General features: G+C 60.8%; 11 protein-coding genes. 3 read left to right on the plus strand and 8 right to left on the minus strand.

What is annotated here, in order from left to right:
- Positions 1 to 155: 155 nt before the first annotated feature.
- From DIT71_RS00075 to DIT71_RS00085, 3 genes are all read left to right on the plus strand, one after another.
- Complete coding sequence (locus DIT71_RS00075) at positions 156 to 1073, plus strand: alpha/beta fold hydrolase (RefSeq protein ID WP_114611173.1); 918 nt, start codon at positions 156 to 158, stop codon at positions 1071 to 1073.
- Positions 1074 to 1148: 75 nt separating this feature from the next.
- The gene (locus tag DIT71_RS00080) at positions 1149 to 2243 is read left to right on the plus strand and encodes a patatin-like phospholipase family protein (RefSeq protein WP_114611174.1); all 1095 of its coding nucleotides are present in this window, start codon (positions 1149 to 1151) and stop codon (positions 2241 to 2243) included.
- Positions 2244 to 2323: 80 nt separating this feature from the next.
- A complete protein-coding gene (locus tag DIT71_RS00085; RefSeq protein ID WP_114611175.1) occupies positions 2324 to 2578 on the plus strand; it encodes a CDGSH iron-sulfur domain-containing protein in 255 nt (84 codons plus the stop codon).
- Here the strand turns inward: DIT71_RS00085 and znuB are convergent.
- The 8 genes from znuB to DIT71_RS00125 all read right to left on the minus strand — a co-directional run bounded on the left by znuB (position 2569) and on the right by DIT71_RS00125 (position 16726).
- On the minus strand, positions 2569 to 3381 hold the full coding sequence (gene znuB, locus DIT71_RS00090; protein WP_114611176.1) for a zinc ABC transporter permease subunit ZnuB: 813 nt from the start codon (positions 3379 to 3381) through the stop codon (positions 2569 to 2571). The genes DIT71_RS00085 and znuB overlap by 10 nt on opposite strands.
- Entirely contained in the window at positions 3368 to 4147 is a 780-nt protein-coding gene (gene znuC / locus DIT71_RS00095) for a zinc ABC transporter ATP-binding protein ZnuC (protein ID WP_114611177.1), read from the minus strand. The genes znuB and znuC overlap by 14 nt, the downstream gene beginning before the upstream one ends.
- The gene (locus DIT71_RS00100) at positions 4137 to 4631 is read right to left on the minus strand and encodes a Fur family transcriptional regulator (RefSeq protein WP_114611178.1); all 495 of its coding nucleotides are present in this window, start codon (positions 4629 to 4631) and stop codon (positions 4137 to 4139) included. The genes znuC and DIT71_RS00100 overlap by 11 nt, the downstream gene beginning before the upstream one ends.
- An 86-nt stretch (positions 4632 to 4717) precedes the next feature.
- Positions 4718 to 5179, minus strand: coding sequence for a chemotaxis protein CheW (locus DIT71_RS00105; RefSeq protein WP_114611179.1), 462 nt, complete (start codon positions 5177 to 5179; stop codon positions 4718 to 4720).
- 11 nt (positions 5180 to 5190) lie between these two features.
- Entirely contained in the window at positions 5191 to 6243 is a 1053-nt protein-coding gene (locus DIT71_RS00110) for a chemotaxis protein CheB (RefSeq protein WP_114611180.1), read from the minus strand.
- Complete coding sequence (locus tag DIT71_RS00115; RefSeq protein WP_114611181.1) at positions 6243 to 13712, minus strand: Hpt domain-containing protein; 7470 nt, start codon at positions 13710 to 13712, stop codon at positions 6243 to 6245. The genes DIT71_RS00110 and DIT71_RS00115 overlap by 1 nt, the downstream gene beginning before the upstream one ends.
- An 11-nt stretch (positions 13713 to 13723) precedes the next feature.
- Positions 13724 to 14623, minus strand: a complete 900-nt coding sequence (locus tag DIT71_RS00120) for a CheR family methyltransferase (RefSeq protein WP_114611182.1) — start codon at positions 14621 to 14623, stop codon at positions 13724 to 13726.
- A gap of 27 nt (positions 14624 to 14650) precedes the next feature.
- Positions 14651 to 16726 (minus strand): methyl-accepting chemotaxis protein, encoded by a 2076-nt coding sequence (locus tag DIT71_RS00125; protein WP_167507442.1) that lies wholly within the window; start codon positions 16724 to 16726, stop codon positions 14651 to 14653.
- Positions 16727 to 16739 lie beyond the last annotated feature (13 nt).

The following is a 16739-nucleotide window of genomic DNA, read 5'->3' on the forward strand; positions in this document are numbered from 1 at the left end:
TTAAGGGAAATTGCCAATGTCCTCCACATCTACGACTCGGCAGTTCAAAAAGACCACCCCCCGCCAACCCGGTTCGCAAAATGCCGGACCAGATATGGCGGCCCCGGGTGGTTTGATTTAGAGTTCCAGTCTTGAGCAGGTTTCAGGAATCCGCAATGGAACAGGTGACACAGGGAGCGCAGGGCCTGACAGCCAATGGCGCAGGGCAAGGGACTCTGGAGGGCTGGCAGCAGCAGGGGAAATGGTTCTCTTACGGCGGGCATGCCATTTTCAGCCGCATGGGGGGGCAGGGCGATCCCCTGGTTTTGCTGCATGGCTTTCCTACCGCGAGCTGGGACTGGAACCGGCTCTGGCCCATGCTGGCGAGGCATTACTCGCTGTTGACCCTGGACATGCTGGGCTTTGGCTTCTCGGACAAGCCGGCGCTCTATGATTACAGTATTGAAGATCAGGCGGACATGATTGAGGGGTGGATCGCCGGCCTGGGACTGAAAAAGGTCAGTATCCTTGCCCACGATTACGGCTGCAGTGTGGCCCAGGAACTGTTGGCTCGCGAGCAGGAGGGCGTCCTGCCATTTGTCATTATTCGGGTCGGCTTTCTTAACGGGGCGCTTTTCCCGGAGGTCCACAACCCCCTGCTAATACAGAAATTGCTGCGCAGTCCGTTGGGAGGGCTGATCAGCCGGGGACTGACCCGGGCCGCTTTCGAGCGCAATCTCAGGCGCCTGTTCGGGCCCGATAATGCGCCTGCGCAGAACGACATGGATGACTTCTGGTATCTGCTGACCTACAACAATGGCCGCGGCATCCTGCACAACCTGATTCACTTCATGGAAGAACGCCGTTGCCATCGCCATCGCTGGGTGGGTGCGCTACAGAATGCCACGCAGCCAATGAGGCTGATCTCCGGTGTCGCGGACCCGGTCTCAGGGGCGGCAATGGCCAGGCGTTATCGTGAGTTGATAACGGATGCCGATGTTATCAGTCTGCGCAATGTCGGCCATTACCCGCATTACGAGAGCGCCGCGGAAGTTTACCGGGCCTGGCGGGATTTTTGCCGGCGAACGATGTAGCCAGGTGCAATGCTGCGCCTATGGCTGCCCGGCCTGCAGTTCGATAAACTCGCTGGCTCTGATCAAGGAGCCGCTATGACCGCCGTCCATACCCGCGCGCCAGCGCTGACCATTCGCGCCGGCAGCCGCGCCCTCGCACGGCTGCAGAAACAAGCCTTCACTGCAGCCGATGTGCATGTTGTGCCCGGCGCAGCCGGTGGCCCCAAGGCGCTGGGAATTTCCGGGCTGGACAGGGCAATTTTCGGGGATTTTCTGCCGCGGGTGCCCCAGGTGCGATCGCTGATTGGTTCATCAATCGGAAGCTGGCGGTTTGCAGCGGTAGCGTCCACCGATGATCCTGGGGCACAGCTGGCACGGCTGGCGGATCTGTACACTGCCCAGCGCTTCGCCAAGGGCGTCAGTATGGCCGAAGTCAGCCGCAAGAGTGTGCTGTTCCTGGAGGAGTTGTTGGCCGGCTGTGAGGAACACATCCTCAATCATCCCTGGTATCGCCTGAATATTGTCGTGGTCCGCAGCCGCGGCATGCTGGAGCACGATACCAGGGGTCGTCTCAGCCTGGGTCTGATGAACGCCATCAGCGCCAACATGGTCAGCCGCCGCCATCTGGGCCGTTTTATGGAGCGTGGCATCGTCCACGATGCCCGGCAAAAAGCGCCCCTGGGCAAACTGGTGGACTTCCCCAGCCATGACATAGCCCTGAGCCGCGACAACCTGATGCCAGCCCTGCTGGCTTCCGCCTCCATTCCCATGGTGATGTCCGGCGTTCGCAACCTCCCCGGAGCACCGGATGGACTCTATCGTGACGGTGGCCTGCTGGACTATCACCTGGATCTGCCCTACAAACAGCCTGGCGTGATTCTTTATCCCCACTTCACCGATAGGGTCGTTCCCGGCTGGTTCGACAAGACCCTGCCCTGGCGCAGGGGTGATGCCACCCGGCTGCGGGACGTGCTGCTGGTGTCGCCGTCCCCGGAATATCTGGAGACGCTCCCGGATAAAAAACTGCCGGACCGCAAGGATTTCGAGCGCTACCTTGGTGACGACGCCGGCCGTGAGCGTGCCTGGCGCAAGGCCATTGCGGAGAGTGACCGCCTCGGCGACGAGTTCATGGAACTGGTGGAGTCCGGCCGCCTGAAAGACGTGTTGCGACCTTTGGGCGGGAAGCGCTGATTGCTTAAGTTGCCGGCAGCGAAAAACCTGATGTTGACTATACTTCCCGGGAATGCCAAAAAATAACCAGGGATTATCCGATGACTGATGAGAAACCAGTAGTAGCCAGTACCACGCCCTATTCCGTTTTGGTGGAGGCCGGCAAAAACTATTTCTGGTGCGCCTGCGGCCGTAGCAATAGCCAGCCGTTCTGCGACGGCTCCCACAAGGGCACTGGCTTCACGCCGGTAAAATATACCGCCGAGAAAGAGGAAAAGGTGGTGTTCTGTGGCTGCAAACACACCGGAACACCACCGCTGTGCGATGGCACCCACAACACCCTGAGTCAGGACTGAGCCTGGCGGGCAGAGCCGTAGATCAGCAGGAACACGGAAAATGCGGTAACAACCACTGACGGACCGGCCGGCGTATCGAAGTGCCAGGACAGTGTCAGTCCACCGCTAACGGCGATAAAACCGAATACGATGGCGAGCCCCACCATGTGCTCGGGGTTGTTTGCCAGCCGCCGGGCGGTCGCGGCTGGAATAATCAGTAACGCGGTAATCAGCAGCACCCCGACAATCTTCATGGCAACAGCGATGACGATCGAGAACATCAGCATCAGTGCCAGGCGCAGGCGTTCTACCGGCACGCCTTCAACCCTGGCCAGCTCCTCGTGGATGGTGCTCATCAGCAGGCCACGCCAAAGCACCGTGAGTAACCCCAGAATCAGCGCGGCGCCGCCGTAGATCCAGAGCAGGTCATGGCGGCTCATGGCCAGCAGGTCGCCGAACAGCAGGCCGGTCAGATCGACCCGGATATCCGGCATGAAGCTGAGGGTCACCAGGCCAATGGCGAGCGCACTGTGGGCCAGAATTCCCAGCAGGGTATCGGTGGCCAGGGTCTTGCTGCGGGAGAACAGAACCAGGGCGACAGCCAGCACCACGCAGGTGATGATCACACCCAGGTTGACCGGCACACTGATCAGAAAGCTCAGGGCAATGCCCAGCAGCGCGGAATGGGCCAGGGTATCTCCGAAGTAGGCCATGCGCCGCCACACCACGAAACAGCCCAGTGGGCCTGCGACCAGGGCCACACCCAGGCCGCCAATCAGGGCGCGCCAGAAGAAGTCCCCGAGGACCGCATCAATGATGGGCATGGGAGCACTCCCGGTGAACACCATCCTCGCCGGAGACCACATCGCCGTGCAGGTCGTGGCTGTGATTGTGGTGGTGATGGTACACCGCCAGGCTCTCCGCCACCGGCTGCCCGAAGGTTTCTATAAAGGCCGGGTCGTGGGAGATGTCTGCCGGGTATCCACTGCAGCAGATGTGCTGGTTCAGGCAGATGACCCTGTCGGTGGCCGCCATCACCAGATGCAGGTCGTGGGAGATCATGATGACGCCGCAGTTCAGCTCGTCCCGCAGGCCTCGAATCAGGTCATAGAGTGCTGCCTGGCCATTTATATCAACGCCTTGCGCCGGTTCATCCAGCACCAGCAGGTCCGGTCGTCGGGCCAGCGCCCGGGCCAGCAGAAGCCGCTGCTTCTCGCCACCGGAGAGGTGGTGGACCGAGGCATTGAACAGATGCTCAACGCCGGTCTTTGCCAGCGCATCCCGGCATGCCTGTTGCGGGCGGCCGCTGAGCAGCATGAAGCGCTTGACGCTGATCGGCAGCGTACTCTCCAGAGTCAGGTGTTGGGGCACGTAACCGATGGTCAGCCCCGGGGTCATGGTCAGGGAGCCTTCGGAGATTGGCTGAAGGCCCAGTACCGCCTTGATCAGCGTGGTCTTGCCGGCACCATTCGGGCCGATGATGGTGATGATGTCGCCCCGCCGGACACGCAAATCCACGTGATCAACCACAGGCCGGTCATCGAAGCGGACCGTAAGCTGTTTCAGTTCCAGCAGGGCTTCATCCGTCATGGGCAGGTTCCGATGCACAGCGGGGGCAGTAGCCTGCCACCTCAATGGTCACGTTGTCCGGCTGGAAAGATTCCTCCGCCGCCGCCCGTGTTACGGCACTCGATACGCCCGGCGCTGTCAGTTCCAGCACATTGCCGCAGCTACGGCAGATCAGGAACATGCCGTTATGACGCTCACCGGCATGGGTACAACCGATAAAGGCGTTGAGAGAAGCGATCCTGTGCACCAGGCCCTGCTGCTGAAGGAAGTCGAGCGCGCGATAGACGGTGGGCGGCGCCGCGTTGTGGCCGTCTTCTGCCAGAACCGCGAGCACGTCATAGGCACCGAGGGGCTTGTGAGATTGCCAGATCAACTCCAGAACCCGTTCGCGGGTTGGTGTCAGACGGGCATTATGCTGCTGACAGATGGTCCTGGCATCAGCCAGTGCCTGGGCGACGCAGGCCTGATGATTGTGGGGACGGTAGGGAAGAGCGCTGGATGACATGGGCACTGTCCTGCGGAATTTGCAACATTATAACATTAGCAAAACACAGTGCCACGTCTTCATTGAATGCAGCGAGGGTGGCTTGGTCAGCGCGATGCTTCCAGTGCCAGGGATTCGAGGTAGCCAAGGTCGGGGATGATGGCGGTTTCGCCTTCCACTTCCACCACCATCAGGTCCGCGGGGCCGGTATCGCCATCCACTTGTCTCACCTGGTCTTCCTCCAGGCGCGTCTGACTGGGGATGCCCTGGGTAACCAGTGCCATGAAAGGCACCGAGTTGTGGTGATCTCCTATGGTGTTGAGCACCACGATACGCCCCCGATTGCCGCCGGGAACTGTGAGCTTGCCGCCGTTGGCTGCGTCGTAGGAAATAACCGGCAGCTTCAGGCCGCGCCAGTTCAGCTCTCCCACCAGCCATTCCGGGGTGTTGGCTGCCGGGTCAGAACTGGCAAAATCCACAACTTCCGCTATCGAAACGTTCGGTAACAGCAGTTGGTTTTCGCACATGGGAATCATGACGCAGGGCAGGGTTTGGCTGTTGTCGTTCATTGCTCATTTCCTCAGGCGGAATCCCGATTTTGCCGGCCCTTGAGCAGGCAGGATGCTTCAATCGTTTTGACGAGTTCCCGGGCCAGCTGCTCCGGCTTGCCACGGAACACGGAACAGCCGGTGGCTGCCACGGAGTCGGGCATCGAACTGTTGCCACAGCTGCTGCTTTCCTGGACCCAGATGCGACTACCATAGGCCTTCAGCAGGGGCGCGGCAATGGCACCGTCGTTGCCCATGCCGGAAAACACGATGGCATGGCAACGGGCTCCATAGTGATCACCAATGTTCAGCAGCACCTGGTCAATAGACGGGCCGTAGGGGCCTGGCCAGGGCGTATCACGCCGCTGGAGCGCACCGCTGTCATCCAGGGTCCATTCATGATCAACCGGCATCAGTATCACGTCACCGTTGTGAATACGGTATCCGCTCTCGGCCGGCTTCAGCTGGTAGTGAGCATGACGCCCCAGTACCCGGGTCAGTACTTCGGTGAAGTTGTTGTCGATATGCTGGGCATAGACAAAACCCACCGGTAAGCCGGGCGGCAGGTTGTCGAGAAACGTTTTGACCGCGGCGGGGCCACCGAGTGATGCGCCCAGAATCCAGACCTCTTCTGCGGGCAGGTCCGCCGGAGCCGGCGGAATCCAGTGGGGCAGTTGGGGCGCGGCTGCCGTCGGCAGCTGCCTGTTGACGAGCTCTTCGATTTCGGCAGCGGAATCCAGGGTCTCCAGGTGTCCGAGGCATTGCTCGAGCTTGTCCAGTAACCTGCGTTCCCAGCGAAAGTATTCGGTAGTGCCGGGTTTCGGCGCCGGGTCCAGTCCGAACAGGACTGGCGCTTGGGTATTTTCCAGCAGATGGTCAAACAGGACCGGGTGGTCTGCCTCGTCCTCCAGGGTAATCAGCCACAGGCTGGCATCGGGAAATACACGATAGCCCTGAAGGCGATCCGGGTCACCGGAAAAGCTGACCTCCAGGCCGAATCGGGAGGTCGCTTCCTGCAGCCGGTGACGCTGCAGGACGATATCCGAGACGATGCCGACCGTTGGCCGTCCTGGCTGGCCGGTCATCACTGATTCCCGGTCAGCCGATTGATGGTGTCAAGCAGCTCGGTTTCCTGGAACGGTTTGCCAAGGTATTCGTTGACCCCTATGGCCAGTGCCCGTTCACGGTGTTTTTCACCGGTCCGGGAAGTGATCATACAGATCGGCGTATCCTTGAGATGGTCATCGTGGCGCACGAAACTGGCCACCTCAAACCCGTCCATGCGCGGCATCTCGATGTCGAGGAGGATGATGTCAGGCTGGTGATCCTGCAGTTGCGCCACGGCATCCAGGCCGTCTTTGGCAGTAATGACTTCCATGCCGTTACGCTCCAGCAGGCGCGAGGTAACCTTGCGCACGGTGACCGAGTCGTCCACCACCATGACCACGGTGGCCTGCTGCTCGCGGCGCGACGCTTCTTTCGCTTTTTCGAGGCTGGCGATGCGCTGGCGTTCCGACAATATGTCGGAACGGATCATGGCGGGCAGGTCGAGGATCACCACCACATTGCCGTCACCAAGAATGGTGGCACCGGAAACACCCCGGACCGTGCTGAACTGCGGGCCCAGGGATTTAACGACGATCTCACGGCTGCCCATCAGGCTATCTACCTGGAGGGCCATGGGCTGCTCCGCACCACGCACCAGGATGACTGGCAGTGGCAGGGCCTGGCCCTGAAGTTTGGGATGATGATCACTGTTCAGCAGGCTGCCCAGATACTGCAGACGGTACTGCTGGCCAGCGTATTCATACAGGGGCGCGTCCGGCTTGTAGTATTCCTCAAGCTCGTAGGTACTGACCCGCACGATCCCCTCGATGGTGTTCAGCGGTATGGCGTAGAAGTCCTCACCAGTGGACACCATCAGTGCCCGGTTAACGGATACCGTGAACGGCAGGCGAACGGTGAATACGGTGCCCTTGCCGACGGTAGAGTCGATGTCCAGGCTGCCCCCAAGCTGTTTGATCTCGCTGGCAACCACATCCATGCCGACGCCGCGGCCGGAAATCTGGGTAACCTGCTGGGCAGTGGAGAAACCCGGCTGCAGGATGAACTGCAGGACTTCCCGCTCGCTGAGCTCCTCATCAGCCGACATCATGCCCTGGCGAATGGCCTTGTCGCGAATGACCCTGGCCGGTATGCCGGCACCGTCGTCGATCATTCGCAATACCACATCACCGCCTTCACGGGTCAGGGACAGGGTGACCTCACCGGTTTCCGGCTTGCCGGCGTCCTTGCGGTCCGCGGGCGCCTCAATGCCGTGATCCAGCGCGTTGCGCAGCATGTGTTCCAGCGGTGCGATCATGCGTTCGAGGATGTTGCGGTCCATTTCCCCTTCCGGGTTACGGACATCAAACTCGACTTTCTTGCCGAGTTCGCCGCTGATCTGGCGGACGATCCGGCGCAGTCTGGGCACCATCGAGGCAAACGGAATCATCCGGGTCTTCATCAGACCTTCCTGAAGTTCCGTGTTGATCCGCGACTGCTGTACCAGCAGGGTCTCCGTATCCCTCACCCGGTCAGATAGGGTTTCCCGCAGGTCCGCAAGGTCCGATGAGGATTCCGTCAGTGCCCGCGACAGTTGCTGGATCGCGGAATAGCGATCCATTTCCAGTGGGTCGAAGTCGTCGCCGTAATCCGGGCCGTGCTCTTTCTCGGCGCGGAACAGAATCTGGGTCTCGGTCTCGATTTCCATCCGGCGCAGCTGCTCACGCAGGCGCTCGATGGTGGCTGCCATTTCTTCCAGGTTGTGGCTGAAGTCGCTGGTTTGCTGTTCCAGGCGGCCACGGGTAATGCTGGTTTCACCGGCCAGATTAACAAGCTCGTCCAGCAATGGTGCGGATACCCGGATGGTTTCCTGGGGTGCGCGCTGGGCGGCGGCCGACTTCGCAGGTGCCCTGGACGGCGATTTGCCGGGCCTGGGCGCCGGCGCCACCGGTTTTTCCGGTGCGGAAGGTTTCTCTGCGGCCGGCTCGGGCATTTTTGGTGCCGCCGGTGTTTCCGCTGGTGTTTCGGTGGGCACCGGGGCCGAACCGGTGTTCTCGAACCGGTTACGGATATCCGCGACCAGGCTCACGATGCCATCGTGGTCTTCTGTAATGGCCTGCCAGGCGTCATCGCCCGGCGTATTGCCGCCCAGGTCAATCAGCCGCGTCTCCAGGCTGTGAGCCCGGTCACCCAGCCTGGAAAGCTGTGACAGCCGTGCACCGCCCTTGAGGGTGTGCAGTGCCCGCTGGGCTTCCTGATTGAAGTGGTGGTTGGCCGGGTCTTTGCGCCAGTCGTCCAGTAGCTGTTCCAGCTGGTCCAGTATCTCGCCGGCCTCTTCCAGGAAGATCTCCAGCACTTCGGCATCGACAGCCTCTTCCTCGCCGGATGCTTCGGCAGGTGCAGAATCTGGGGACAGTTCTCCGCTCCGGGCTTTATGGGCATCCTGCAGTGCCTGGACGAGTGTCCTGTCTGCAGCGGGTTGGCTGCCATCTTCCAGGCTGGCGAGCATGCTCCGCAGGGAGTCATGGGCTTTCTCGCTGAGTTCCAGCACAACAGCCTGGTTGTTGGAGCCGGCAATCAGTGGATCCAGCGCATCGGACCAGGCCTCGGCCAGGTCCGCAATGGGGTCAACATCGGACAGGCGCGCGCCACCCTTGAGGGTGTGCAGCTCCTGTTGCAGCTGGGTAACGCCGACCAGTTCTTCCGGTTCATCGCGCCACTGGGCAAGGCACTCGCCAATGGCTTCGTGAATCTCCAGGCCCTCATCCAGGAAAATGCCCGCCAGATCATCATCGGACGCCTGTGAAACGGCATCCCCAACGGAGCCGGGCTGTTCGTCGGTTTCGTCGGCCGTATCGGCTGTCGCTTCGGGCTCTTCCAGAGGTTCTTCGGGCTTGGCCGGCGGCAGTGGTTTGCCGCCAAGAATGGCTTTCACCTGGGCGACCAGCTCTGTTGCCGGTGGGCAGGGTTTTTGCGTGGCGACTTGTTCAACCATCTGCGCCAGCCGATCGTGGCAGGCAAACAGCAGATCGTTCATCTCATCACTGGCACTGAGCCGGCCTTCGGCCACCTTCTCGAACAGGTCCTCCAGTACATGGGTCAGGTCGCCAATGGCCTCGACACCGGCCATGCGGGCACCACCTTTGAGAGTGTGCACATCACGTTGCAGTTCCGCCGCGACCTCACGGTTTGAGGTGTCCTCACTCCAGGCATGCAGGGCGCTGCCTGTAGAGTTGATCAGGTCGTAGGCTTCCTCCAGGAAAATACCCGTCAGCTCCGGATCAAGGTGGGAGAGGTCGGTGCCGTGTTCTTCCTCATCGAGCTCGGCCAGGGGAATGTCTTCCTCCCCCTCGGGTCCGGTGTCGTCGTGGTTCACGTCGGTTACCGGACGGGAGCCAGTGGCGCTGTCCATGTAAGCGTGGATCTCACTGATGAGATCCGGTGCCGGCCGCGGCTGTTCGTTCTGCTCCAGGGCATCCACCATCCCCGCCAGACGGTCGTGGCAGCGGAACAGCAGGTCGGACAGCTCGCCGGTAACGGCCAGACGCTGTTCCGTGAGCCCTTCGAAGAGGTTTTCCAGTTCGTGGGACAGGTCGCCAACCGACGGGATATCGGCAAGGCGTGCACCCCCTTTCAGGGTGTGCAGGTCCCTTTGCAGCAGGCGCAGAAGGTCAAGATTGTGGGTGTCGTCACTCCAGCTGTGCAGTGCATCGGCTGTGCTGTCGACCAGGTCACGGGCTTCCTCCAGGAAGATCTCCGCCAGTTCCTGGTCCATCTCTTCGTCGGTTTCCGTCAGTGGTGGCAGTTCGTCACTTTGTTCTTCCGGGGTGTCCTCGGCCTCAAGCTCAAAACTGCGGTCGATTTCCTCCAGATCACCGGTGAACGCCTGCTCAAAGGTATCCGTTGTTTCACCGGCTTCCTCGCTGGAAACGTCCAGAGCGAGCCTGTCCAGGTCAGCAACCAGTTCGTCACCGCTTTCAGTGGCAAGCCCTGCAGCCACCTGATCCATCATGTTGATCAGGTGTTCGTGGCCCGCGCGGATGGTATCGAAAAAGAGCGGATCGGGCCGGAACCCCGGCGTCGCAGAGCGCTGGTAAACATTCGCAAGCGCGCCCGAAAGCTCGGCAACGTCTGTCAGGCCAGCCTGTTGGGCACCGTCCGTCAACTGCTGCAACTCCGCGCGCAGGGTTTCCAGTGCGGAGATTTGTGCGGGATCGTCTGCCCACTCATCAAGAATCCGGTCGGCGTCCAGCAGGATGTCCAGGCCTTCGCTGAGAAACAGCTGGACCAGCTGTGGCCGGTTGTCGTCTTCGGTTTCTTCATCTCGGGAGCGGGCACCCCGCAGCGTGGCGTTGCTGATCTGATCCAGCTTTTCCAGGAAGGTGTCGGTACCGGGGAGGTCTTTCTGGGGATTTTCCCGGAGCTGGCTGAGACCCTGGGTCAGGAAGTCGCAGGCATTGCCTATCAGGCCGACAACGTCCTGGTCAGCCCGTTTGTTCTGGGCACGGGCCTCTTTCACAAACCGCTCCAGCGGCGTGATCACGGCGGCAATGGGAGCGATTCCCGCGGTATGCGCGCTGCCTTTGAGGGTATGCAGCGCCCGCGAGAGATCGTCGGTGTAGGAAACGCTCGCCTTGTCACCGGCGGAGTGAATAAAGTCCTGCAGGGTTTGCAGGTGGGTCTCGGTCTCGCTCTCGAAAATATCCAGCAGCACCGGGTCGACGGCGCCGTCATCGTCTGCCTGGGCCTCAGCGGTGTGTCCCTCGTCCGGAGTTGTCGGCAACTCCGATGGCGGCATGGTGCTGGCGTCGGGAATCTCGCCATTGGCGAGGGCCGCCGCACGGGCTTCCAGCGCCGAGGTGTCAAGGGACGGAGCGCGCCGCTTCTCGAAATCGTCGACCAGTGCCGGTAGTACGGAGGTTACCTCATCCAGCAAACCGGCAATGTCATCGTTCATGAAGATGCTGCCGTCGATCACACGGTTAAGCATGTTCTCCACCGACCAGGCCAGTTCGCCCACGGCTGTCGCTCCGACCATGCGGCCGCTGCCCTTGAGGGTGTGGAATGCCCGTCGGACTTCAGACAATGCGGTACGGTCATCGTGCTGTCGTAGCAGCATGGGCAGGAATTCGCGAATGGTGTCCAGAACCTCACCGGCTTCCTCGATAAAGATTTCGAGAATTTCATCGTCGATAAGATCGTCTTCGGCGTCATCCGTTGCAGCAGGCGCTGTTGCAGCCGCCGGCGGCTCTGACCGGGTTTCCACCTCGGCAGGAGCGCTGTCAGACTCTGCAGCCGCGGTGGTCATGCCGTCACTGTCGGTCTTGCGTGTGGTGGACATCGCTTGGGCGCGCTCGATGAGCGCTGCCACGTCACCGTCGGACTGGCCACTCCGGAAATCACTGATCAACGCCGGAATTCGGTCGATGACATCGTCGATCAGGCCGAACATGTCGTCGCTGGGACGAAGCGTCTGGTCAATGACCCGGTTGAGCAGGTTTTCCACCGACCAGGCCAGTTCACCAATACTGCTGGCGCCGACGAGGCGGCCGCTGCCTTTGAGGGTATGGAATGCCCGGCGGACTTCGGTCAGTGCCTCGCGATCCTCGTGGTTCTGGCGCAGGCGGGGATAGAATTCGTTGATGGTTTCCAGTACTTCTTCGGCCTCCTCGACAAAGATGCCGAGTATCTCGTCGTCCAGCAGCTCTTCATCCGAACCCCTGGCGTCCGCTTCGGCCGATTCTGCGGGCAGTTCCGGCTCAACCACCGGTACCTGTTCTTCCGATGGATGCCGCCAGGTGGGCTCTGCGTCAACCGGAAAGCCCAGATCGTTGAGGCTTGCCTCGGCTACGCCCAGAATACTGTCATTGTCCTCAATGCCCTCCGCCAGCCGCTCCAGATAGTACTCGATGCTCGTAATCGCATCCGCCAGGGTATCCAGCTGCTTCCAGTCCGGAACCTGCCTGCCACCAAGCAGCACATCGGTGATGTAGCGCTCGGCCGAGGCAAGCATAGCCGGCACCCGCTCCAGCGGTATCAGGCTCAGGCCGCCGCGAATACTGTGAAGTAACCCGGGCACATGCTCGATCTCGCCGGTTTCCCACTGGGAGGCAATGAAGTTGACGATGGCGGTCTTGACCTGCTCGAGGGTGTTACGTGATTCCCTCAGCAGGGCACTGCTCGCTTCCCCGAGTTCCTGCGAGCCCAGGTTGACGGACTGCTGATCGTCAATGGCGCGGCTATTATCAGACTGCCGATCGCTGTCGAGGCCGGCCAGGCTGGCTTCCACATACAGCAGGGCGCCGGCGATGTCCATCAGGGTGCCGTCATCCACTGCCTCGGACTGAACCGAGAGTTTTTCCACCAGTTCGAGCTGTTCCGTAACGACTTTGCGGGGTATGCCAAGGCCCAGCACAGCGAGGGTGTTGGCCACCTGGCGCAGTCCGGGGAGCAGTTCCTCCAGCTCATCGTTCTGCCGTAGCTCGGCACGGACAAACAGGTCCAGCTGATCCTTGAGCTTGGCCAGCTCTTCGTTCAGGGCACTGACCACCGAGTGAATGGCGTCGCGACCGGGACCGGATACCCGGGTTTTGGCGGCGTCCACATCGTCGTCAGAGGGCAGGGCATGCTCAAGCTGGTAGCTGTCGCGCAGCTCCCGCACAAGTGGGGTGTTCAGTTCCCGTGCCCGGGCCACGTAGTAGAGCAGGTGTTTGAGCAGGGCTTCGGGAACCTGCTGTTGCAGAATATCCACATGCTCGTCGGTCAGGCGGCGGATTTCCGAATCCAGTTCCCGCAACAATGCCTTGACAGCGCTGTTGACGGGGTTCACGTGCTGCTGAAGGGTTTCAACAAAGGCACCAGCCGCTTTCCAGAGTTGACCCCGCGGGGTTTTCTGGCACAACCGGATCAGTCGCTGGATGACCTTCTGCATGTAATCAAAGTGGGCATCCAGATCGTCCTCGCGAACCACACCGGCCAGGGCGAACTGATACATCTGGCGAAGCTTGCGGATATGGCCGAGTACTTTCGGATCCTGCAGTCGCTGGGACACATTGGCAGCTGCGGCAACCTTCGAGGGTGCCAGGTCAGGCTTGAACAGTGAGGTATCAGACAGCAGCGATTCACCCCGCGCAGCCCGGAGATCGTTCAGCAGCGGCAGCAGCACCATTGGAAAATCATCCCTGCTGCTGGCCAGATGCTCCAGGTACTGGGGAAGTTGCAGGATAGCCTGCATCAGTACTTCCACGGCGTCGTCCACGCTGGCGACGGTTTCGTTCAGGACGGCCTGGGTGAGCTTCTCCATTTCCTCGGTCAGCAGGGCTGCGCCGTAAAGCTCAACCATCTGCAGGGTACCGTGAACCTGATGGAGATAGTTCAGGCAGAAGCGCAGTCGAGCGGTATCATCCCGACTCTCGACATACGCCTCCAACGCCTGCTGCCCCTGGGTCAGGGTGTCCTGTATCTCGCCGCGAACCCAGTCCAGGGCGATGCTGTCATGGTGATTGCCCATAACCACTCCGGTTATTCTTCGTCAGTCTGGCGTTTGATCCACGCCAGCACATTTTCCGAGGGTACCCTCTGTAAACCAGGGGGCTGCCAGTTGGTCAATTCTCCCTGGCCCAGGACCAGCAATCCCCCGGGCGCCAGCCGCTCTGCAAGCCGTTTAACAATTTCCCGCCGGCGCCAGCGCCGGAAATAAATCAGCAGATTCTGGCAGAAGATAATGTTCATTCCGTGCATGGGAGCGTGCTTCAGGTCCAGCACATTGAGCCTGGTGAAACAAACCCGCTCCCGGATGCCGTTTACAATCTCGACGTTGTTCCGCTCTGCCGGCCGGAAGTATCTGGCCTTCAGGGCTTCGTCCATTCCCATCAGCTTGCGCGCACTGAACAGGCCGGACTGGGCCTTGCTGATGGCCGGCTTGCTGATATCGGATGCGGTAATCCCGAACAGGGGCCGAAGCGACAGGCCTTCCATGCACTCGTTCAACAGCATCGCCAGCGTGTAGGGTTCCTCGCCGGTGGAGCAACCCACACTCCAGGCCTCGAGGGGCCGTTTTTTCAACGCCTCTCGGGGCCGGGTAAGCACGTAGTCAGACACCAGCTTGAAGGCGTCCGGATCCCGGAAAAAGCGGGTTTCCTGTACTGTCAGCCGATCCACCAGGGTGGACCATTCCACGATGGCCTCCGGGCCGGAAACGATTTGCTCGTAGTAGGCCTGGTAACTGCTGCATCCGATCTCCCGCATGCGGATCCCGAGGTTGGTCACGAGAAACGACTTGCGGTCTGATGAAAGGATGATGCCGGTACGGTCCTCGAGCAGTGTCCGCCACTGGCCGAACTGCGCCTCGTCCATCTCGGGGAGTCGGCGCAGTGACCAGATGCCGTCGGCAGGTGACAGATGGTCACGTGTTTCAGCCATAAACTGTCAGTAGCCTCGGGGCGATAATCAGCTCACCACCGGAACGTCGCTGTCTTCCTCTTGTTCCAGGTCGGTCGAGTCTTCCTCGGGCAGTGTGAAGCCCGCAACAGAGGACCGCAGTTCAGACGCCATCTCTGCCAGGTTACCGATGGACTTTGCAGTCGCGTTGGTACCGGAAGACGTCTGCGAGGTGATTTCCTGGATGACGTTCATGGTGTTGGAAATGTGAGCCGCAGAAGACGACTGCTGGCGCGCGGCGTTGGAAATGTTCTGGATCAGCTCCGCCAGGCTCATGGATACGTTCTCGATTTCCTCGAGTGCGATACCCGCGTCCTGCGCCAGGCGTGCACCACGGACCACCTCGGCGGTGGTGTGCTCCATGGAGATAACCGCTTCGTTGGTGTCAGACTGGATGGTCTTGACCAGCGCTTCAATCTGTTTGGTTGCTGCGGAGGAACGTTCCGCCAGGCGCTGAACCTCGTCCGCGACCACCGCAAAGCCCCGGCCCGCATCACCGGCCATGGAGGCCTGGATTGCCGCGTTCAGGGACAGGATGTTGGTCTGGTCGGCGATGTCATTGATCAACGATACGATGTCACCGATTTCCTGGGAAGACTCACCCAGACGCTTGATCCGTTTGGAGGTTTCCTGGATCTGCTCACGGATGTTGTCCATGCCACGGATGGTGTTCTGTACCACTTCCGTGCCTTTCTTCGCGATCGCAACCGACCGCTCCGCAACCGCGGAGGATTCAGCCGCGTTCGAGGATACCTGATCGATGGACACCGCCATCTCGTTAACCGCTGCAGAAGCGCCGGCAATTTCCTGGGCCTGGTGCTCGGAAGCGTCGGCCAGATGCATGGCCGTGGCCTGGGTTTCCTGGGCGGCTGACGCTACCCGCACCGCTGTGCCACGAATGGCCTGCACCAGCCCGCGCATCTGGTCGATCGCGTAGTTGATGGAGTCGGCGATGGCGCCGGTAAAGTCTTCGGTGACCGTGGCCTCTGTCGTCAGGTCACCATCAGCCAGGTCGGCCAGCTCGTCCAGCAGTCGCAGGATCGCGTTCTGGTTCTGTTCGTTCTGTTCCTGGGTGGTCGCCAGGCGCTCCTGGGCCTCACGGTAGAGAACCACACCGATCATCACAACGATCCCGATCATGGCTGCCAGGATAATGAAGGCAAGTGTGGGACTGATAAAGCGGGAGTCCGCCTGGCCGGTAAATCTTGCGGCAAGCACGGACAGTTCATCCAGCAGCACCTGTGAGTTCTGGAAGATATCGCTGGCCGCAGTACGCACCTTGAAGAGGTCGGGAGAGGCTTCAAGGATGGCGTCTACGTTCTGGGATACGAATTCGAACAGCTCGCCCACGGCTTCAAGGCCGTAGATGGCGTCTTCGTCGTTAACCTGCGAAATGCCCATGGCCGGGTTGCCATTGATCTGGCCATCGAGAACGCGGCCGAAAAGTCTGGCGTCGCGACCGAAACGGTCGGCGGCGATAACGGCGTCTTCATCACCGGACAATACGTTGTTGACCGACCGTACAATCCGTTCCGCCAGCAGCGACTGGCGCTGGGCCAGCGCGATCTGTTCGGCAGGGGCGTCGTTATCCAGCAGGATCTGAACGATGTCGTCGTATTCCACCTGCAACTGCGGGATGGTTTCGTTCAGGGTGCGGGCCACTTCGTGGAGGCCCAGTACCGCGTCGCGGGTGGAGAGGATGCTGTCGGCGTTGTTCCTCACTTCGTTCCAGGTTTCCTGGACGCCACTGTTCTGGGCAATCTCGCTCGGCGGGAGGCCGGTCTCCGGGTTGCCGTCGGTCACATAGCCCCAGAGGCGCTCGAACTCGTCACGGGAGCGTCGCAGCGCGTCGAAGGCCGAGGCGGTACCGCCGGCAGCTTCCGTCGCGTTCTTGGCGATTTCCTGTGACAGTACCCTCAGCTCCGAGGCGTGGGCGATGTATGCCTGGTCGTTTTGGCTGTCCTTGTTGATAATGAACAGCACTGCAACGAGCAGGACGGTCAATGCGATCAGTGCGGCGATCAGGCCGGCAACCAGTTTATTGCCCCCCTGTCCCATACCGAGTCTTCCGGCTCTATTCTTCATTTTCTGGCTCCCG

Origin of the sequence: Marinobacter vulgaris (genome assembly GCF_003344045.1) — a bacterium.
GTDB lineage: Bacteria > Pseudomonadota > Gammaproteobacteria > Pseudomonadales > Oleiphilaceae > Marinobacter > Marinobacter vulgaris.